This is a genomic window from uncultured Sphingomonas sp. (assembly GCF_964235535.1).
Lineage (GTDB): Bacteria > Pseudomonadota > Alphaproteobacteria > Sphingomonadales > Sphingomonadaceae > Sphingomonas.
Genome location: NZ_CAXSBH010000084.1, coordinates 1 through 5,894 on the forward strand (window position 1 = coordinate 1; position 5,894 = coordinate 5,894).

General features: G+C 63.9%; 5 protein-coding genes. 3 read left to right on the top strand and 2 right to left on the bottom strand.

Annotated features, from left to right (window positions below; translation table 11 throughout):
* Together ACFE7F_RS15275 and ACFE7F_RS15280 are read right to left on the bottom strand one after the other, a co-directional pair.
* On the bottom strand, nt 1–235 hold a 235-nt coding region (locus tag ACFE7F_RS15275; RefSeq protein ID WP_375404706.1), incomplete at its 3' end, for a hypothetical protein.
* A gap of 6 nt (nt 236–241) precedes the next feature.
* Nucleotides 242–499 (bottom strand): hypothetical protein, encoded by a 258-nt coding sequence (locus tag ACFE7F_RS15280; protein WP_375404707.1) that lies wholly within the window; start codon nt 497–499, stop codon nt 242–244.
* A 373-nt stretch (nt 500–872) separates the two neighbouring features.
* On the opposite strand from ACFE7F_RS15280, the gene ACFE7F_RS15285 reads away from it, so the two are divergent.
* From ACFE7F_RS15285 to ACFE7F_RS15295, 3 genes are all read left to right on the top strand, one after another.
* On the top strand, nt 873–1,799 hold the full coding sequence (locus tag ACFE7F_RS15285; protein ID WP_375404708.1) for a LysR substrate-binding domain-containing protein: 927 nt from the start codon (nt 873–875) through the stop codon (nt 1,797–1,799).
* Nucleotides 1,800–2,205: 406 nt separating this feature from the next.
* Nucleotides 2,206–4,509: a TonB-dependent receptor gene (locus ACFE7F_RS15290; protein ID WP_375404709.1), complete on the top strand. Its 2,304-nt coding sequence runs from the start codon at nt 2,206–2,208 to the stop codon at nt 4,507–4,509.
* A gap of 337 nt (nt 4,510–4,846) precedes the next feature.
* The coding region (locus ACFE7F_RS15295) for an acyl-CoA dehydrogenase family protein (protein ID WP_375404710.1) at nt 4,847–5,894 on the top strand (1,048 nt) is incomplete at its 3' end.

Here is a 5,894-nt window from a genome sequence, read left to right on the forward strand (position 1 = left end):
CCGCGCGTTCGGGGGAGGCCAGCATGCGGTCGACGTCCACTTCGGAGGCGAAATGGACCAGGATCTGGCAATAGATCGCCGGCGGATCGTCCTCAAGGCGGCGCGGCCATAGCGCCTGGGCGTCCAGAACGCCGGGCAGTTCCCGCAATGCGGGGACGAGTTCGTCCAGGATAGCCGTCCGGAACACGTCCTCGGCATGCGGGCGGCCGACCCAGAAGGCGGAACGGATCCACATCGCCGATCAGCCTTGAAAAGCCGGCGCAATGTACGGCGTCATGCGTCTGGCCACCGTCGCCCGCCGTTCCTGATACGGCTCGGTGTGGAAGCGCCCCATGACCTCGAGTTCCCTCACGCTGATGCGCATGCGACCGAACATCCGGTCGGCCGCGGTTGGGGCGATTGCCTGTGCGCTCGCTTTGTTGCCGCTCGACATGTCGCTCTCCTCACCACTCGGGGCTTCGACCTTCCGCTGCAACGCCGACCGCGCTGGCTCGGCCACGCCCCCATCCCTGCTTCTATGGTTCATCAGCTACCCTCCCAGATACCAAGAATGCATCAGTGATACCGCTCGTGCAGTTTCGGGCGGACCGGCAGCTTCCCGCGAAGTCGTGCGAGCTAATTGACCGACTCGAAGCCGGGCGGTCCGCATCTCGGCGGCCGGCAACACTCGTCGACAGAGCTCGGGCGGGTTGCCGATGTCCCGGCCGAGTTCATTGCACGGGAGCTGGACGCCGCAAGAAGGCACCCCGCCAGCCGAACTTTGGAACGAACATCCGTGATCGACCCCGATCCAACGCGATTGTTTCCGAGGCGGGTTCGAAGTACCGATACCTTTCTGCGATCGGGGGTCTCGTGAACTTTTTAGGATTTGTATGAAGCTTAGTCAGTTTCGCGATCTTCTCGCCGTTGTTGAATTCGGAAGCCTGCGAGGTGCCGGCCGTCATCTCGGGATCGCGCAACCCGTGATCACGAGAAGCATACGCGAACTCGAACGCGAACTGGGCGTCTCGCTCTTCGAACGCCACGCCAAGGGCGTTCAATTGACGGACATGGGGCAAGCGTTCGTGCGCCGGGTCGAATCGTTTCAGTCCGAGTTGCGACGGGCGAAGGAGGAGATCGGCCAGCTGAAGGGCAAGATGACGGGCGAGGTCACCGTCGCCCTCTCGACCGCTTCATGCATGGCGTTGATGCCGTCGGCGGTGGTCGCATTCCAAAGACGCTACCCCGACGCGATCCTCAAGATTTCCGAGACGCTGTTCCAACCGGTCGAGGCTGATCTCTCCGATGGTAAGATAGACTTTTGGATCGGTCCGCTCGACCAGACCGGGATTTCGTCCAAGTTCGCCGTCGAGCGCCTGTTCGACAACAATCGACGGGTGGTCGCGCGAAAGGGTCATATACTCGCCGGCGCTCGAAGCCTGAAGGAATTGACGGAGGCCCGGTGGGTACGGCCGACATTGTCGACGCGTAGCACCGAAGGCGATTTCGACACGATGTTCGATCGGCTCGGGCTCCCCTCGCCCAAGATCGTGTTGCACGCGCGGTCGGCGCTGATCACGATCCTGATCGTCGGGAATTCGGACCTGCTGACGGTCCTTCCCCAACAATGGCTCGACTTCGCGCCGATGCGCGACCTGTACCAGGCACTCGACCTGATCGAACCGATGGTGGCGGCACCGATGTGCATCGTCCAGCGCAAGGGTATGCCGCTGACGCCGATGGCGGAGTACCTCTGCGACCGCATGCGGACGGCGGCCGCCCAATATGAACGGCGGCAGGCCGGGACGGTGGAGCTCTGATATCGCGGTCTTGGTTTCCGGAGCGCCCCGCTCCCCAAGCTTATTCCCAGCCGGATAAGCGCGAAATAATGACGCACGGCGGAACATGCCATCTTGTCGACCTGGAGTTTCTGCCGTTCCATGATATCAGCTGCCAGGTCCACCTCGCCGCTGGGGCGCCGGACTCACTTCATCAGATGCGCAAGATGCGGAACTAACCCGTCGAGAACAGCCATGCGGCAAACAGTCCGTGCTGGAAAACGAGTGTTCGGGTTTCAGTACACGGTGGTCCGAACGTTAGGGCGCGCTACCCACGTGGCGGTCAAAAGGGGTATCGGGCAATTTAAGTTGTATTCTCCTCAGAGCGCGCGGGCGGGTTCATCGTCCGGCCAGATCCGATCGATCGGGCTGTGGCGGGGGAGAGAAGATGAAAGAGCGTTACCGTTTGTCAGCAGGCTTTCTCGCTCTTTCCTGGTGCGTCGCTTCGTCGCAGGCCTTTGCGCAGACCTCGGCGGAATCCGACGCGACGAACCCGAGTCGATCCGACCCTTCGGTCCAGACCGGGATCGCCGACATCGTCGTGACGGCGGAACGACGCGAGCAGAGCGCGCAAAAGGCGCCGTTGACGATCCAGGTGGTCGGGTCCGAGGAGCTTGCCCGGGCGGGCCTCACCGAAGTCACGGGCCTTCAGCGCGTCACCACCGGTGTGGAGATCGGCCGCGGCGGCGCAAACACCCAGATATTCATCCGCGGAGTCGGCGGGGCGGCTTTCAACCCGCTTTCGAGCCCGGGCGTCGCGTTCAACGTCGACGGGGTTTATGTCGGGCGTCCGAACGGCGTGAACGGCAATTTCTATGACGTGGCCCGGGTGGAAGTGCTCAAGGGACCCCAGGGCACGCTGTATGGGCGTAACGCGAACGGCGGATCGATTAACCTGATCACCAACGTCCCCAGCCTCGGCGAGCGGACCAGCGATCTCGGCCTTGAAGTCGGAAACTACGGTCTGGTCCGTGCGACCGGAAGCGTGAACTTGCCCGTAAGCGACACCGTCGCTGTCCGTGGGGCATTCAACATCGTCAATCGGGACGGGTTCATCTCGAACGGGACCGACGATGATGTCCAGCAATCGGGCCGCGTGCGGCTGTTCTGGGAGCCGTCGACCGACGTGAGGCTGCTGCTCAACGCCGACTACTCGCATTTCGGCGGCAAGGGTGGCGACTTCGTCTACCTGCCGCGCCGTCCGGGAGCGAGCCCCTACGAGGCGCAATCCGAACCGGCCGCGAACGCCTACATGCGCGCGTTCGGACCGCTGGGACCACTGATCGACGATCAGCGCGACGACAATCGACAGGATACCCACCTGTTCAACGTGAGCGCCCAGTTGGACTGGGACCTCGGGGATTTCGCCACCTTCACGCTGCTGCCGGCCTACCGGCACGTCGACACCGAATACGTAACCCATTTCGCCACGCGCCTGAGCGCCGACGAGACGACCGAACAGTTTTCGGTCGAGGCTCGGCTGGGCAACAGCACTCCCGGGCTCACCTGGGTGCTCGGGGCCTACTACTTCGACGAGCGCTCGCCCGATTCCATCAGCAACGTCTTCGCCAGCAACATACTTCAGAATTATCTGATCGAATATTCACCGGAAACGAAGGCCTATGCCGCGTTTGGCCAAGCAACGGTGGAGGTGGTCGATCGGCTCAGGCTGATAGCCGGGGGTCGGTACACCTACGAGAAACGGGCGCTGAGCGGCTCGATCACCAACTTGGCCATCGACCCTCCCGCACTTCTGGAGGCCTTTGGCGGACGCAAAAGCTTCGACGGCTTCACCTACCGGGTCGGCGCGGAGTACGACCTGTCGCCCCGCAACCTGCTGTTCCTCACCTACAGCACGGGATTCAAGGCCGGCGGTTTCTCCCAGACAATCGCTCCCGCCAACGTGTTCCAGCCCGAACGCCTGAAGTCGCTCGAGTTCGGCTCGCGCAACCGGTTCCTCGACAACCGCCTGCAGGTGAACTTCGGTGCATTTCGCTGGAAATATAGCGACATCCAGGATCAAAGGATCAACTTCGACCCGTTGAACAACGTCAATTTCATCACGTTCAACTCGGGCGACGCGACGCTGTACGGCGGCACGTTGGATGTCGTGGCGAAACCGACCGCCCGGGACACGATCAGCCTGTCGGGCGAGTACATTCACTCGGAATACGACCGGTTCTTCTTCCAGACCCCGGTCCCCTTCCTTCAGCCCGGCAGCTCCGGATGCGCCCTGAGCGGCCCGTTCGCACCCGGTGCGACGCTCCCCTATTCGTCGATGGGCAGCAACACGAACACCGGTCCGCTGCCGGTCATCGTCGGCGACTGCCGGGGCTTCCAGGTCGCCCGTGTCCCCGAATGGTCCGGCACCTTGGCCTATTCGCGTGAATTCCCCGTCGCGAACGGCGGCTCGATCGTGTTCGACGGCCTGGTCAAGTATTCGAGTGCGCGGTGGTTGAGCATCGACTTCATTCCCGCGGAGCGGGATGGCGCCTATGCCACCGCCGATGCGACCCTCACCTACACGAACCCGGAGGGCGATCTGTCGCTCGCCCTGTTCGGGCGCAACCTCACCAAGTCGGTATATTACACGGGTGCGCTTCAGACCGCCTTCATCGGCGGCCTCGTCGCGGCGAACATCGCGCCACCGCGGACGTACGGCGTGAGACTGACTGCCCGTCTCGGCAAGTAAGGGCCGGCTGAGCTGGAGGGCGGCGACTGATCGACGAACCCCCGGCCAGGTCGATCCGACGAACCGGTCCAACGACGTGCGACCGGACGGACGCCCCTGTGCAGTTCGCGTTTCAGGTATCACCTCGGTGCATCTGTTATCTGGAACAAGGCGGCCACGCCACATACCGTATCGACAATATGTATCGATCCCGCGTGCAAGCCGGCGACGCGCGGCGATAGGACGAGTCGGCTCAGCGCACCGCAAGAGCGGCGAGCTAATGGAGAGATCTACGATGGCACAGGCATCAGCACAGACGATCGAGCGCCCCTCCGATCGTCGCGACAACCCGCGATCGGTGAGCGACTACACAGCCGGGCCCGCCCTGCTTCGGCCCGTGACCCAATCCGGCTCCGTCGATGTGAGCGAGATCTCGCACCTTCGCGGCGTCGAGCTCCGGAAGGCGCTCGTCGCCCGGGCCGCTCGGCTCGTGCCGCTGCTCGAGACCAACGCGGCCGAGACGGAAACGGACCGCCGCGTCGTCGAGGAGAACATCGAGGCCGTACGTGCGGCAGGCCTGTTCAAGCTGCTGGTGCCGCGCCGCTTCGGCGGGCTCGAGACCGACATCAGGACGCAGATGGAGGTATCGCGCGAGCTGGCCCGGGGCTGCGGCGCGACCTCCTGGGTCACGACGCTGATGAATATCTGTTCATGGTTCGTGGGGCTCGCGCCCGACCGGCTTCAGCAGGATGTCTGGGGCGAGAACCCGGAGGCGCGTATCGCCGGCGTGTTCGCACCGTCCGCCAAGAGCCGTCGGGTCGATGGCGGCTTCGTCGTGACGGGTAAGTGGGCATGGGCGAGCGGGTCTCTCCATGCCGACTGGGCGTTTGTCGGCCTGCCGATCGTCGACGAGGCCGGCAACGAGGTCGACCAGGGCTTCGCCGTAATCCCGATGGCGGAGGTCACGATCGAGGACACCTGGTTCGTGGTGGGCATGAAGGGTTCGGGCAGCAACACGATCGTCGCGGACGAAGTGTTCATCCCCGATCACCGCATCATGTCGGTTCCCCCCTTGGTTCGCGGCGAGCCCCCCACGCCGTACAAGGAGGAGACGCTGTACCAATCCGCGTTCATCCCGGTGGCCGCGTTGGCGCTCATGGGCCCGCAGCTGGGCCTCTGCGCCAAGGCGTTCGAGTTCGTGATCGACAAGGCGCCCAAGCGTGCCATCGCCTACACCTTCTACAAGACGCAGACCGAGTCGCCGAGCTTCCAGCTGGCGATTGCGCAAGCCGCGACGCTGGCCGACACCGCGCACCTGTTCGCCTACCGGGCCGCCGATGCGATCGACGCTACGGCCAAGGCGGGCGAGAAGCAGACCTACCTCGAGCGCACGCGCGTACGGATGG

Bases quoted from the DNA above. Each gene is read 5' to 3' on its own strand.
- ACFE7F_RS15285 (WP_375404708.1), top strand. From the start codon at position 873: ATGAAGCTTAGTCAGTTTCGCGATCTTCTCGCCGTTGTTGAATTCGGA.
- ACFE7F_RS15290 (WP_375404709.1), top strand. From the start codon at position 2,206: ATGAAAGAGCGTTACCGTTTGTCAGCAGGCTTTCTCGCTCTTTCCTGG.